General features: G+C 48.4%; 1 protein-coding gene. It reads left to right on the top strand.

The window, feature by feature from the left end; translation table 11 throughout:
• A partial coding sequence (locus tag KI367_RS26980) for a MucBP domain-containing protein (protein WP_212953365.1) occupies window positions 1-252 on the top strand: 252 nt, incomplete at both ends.

The raw sequence follows: 252 nt of genomic DNA, 5'->3' as shown, positions 1-252 counted from the left end.
ACGCAACAACGCAGGACGGCGTAACGGATCAGGAGATCAAGCTGACTGCACCATCGATTGATGGCTACACGCCAGTGAAATCGGAAGTTGCGTACAAATTCACTGCCGACGAAAAACAAGAAGTCGTTATTTTCTATAAAGCAAACGAACAACAAGTCACAGTACAACATCGGGTAGAAGGCACGGACAAAGAGCTGGTTCAGCCGACGACCCACAAAGGCCATAAAGGCGAGGAAGTTAACGTAGCGGAAA

Source organism: Paenibacillus cookii (assembly GCF_018333375.1).
GTDB lineage: Bacteria > Bacillota > Bacilli > Paenibacillales > Paenibacillaceae > Paenibacillus_AQ > Paenibacillus_AQ cookii.
This window is presented reverse-complemented; position numbering and strand designations above follow the sequence as displayed.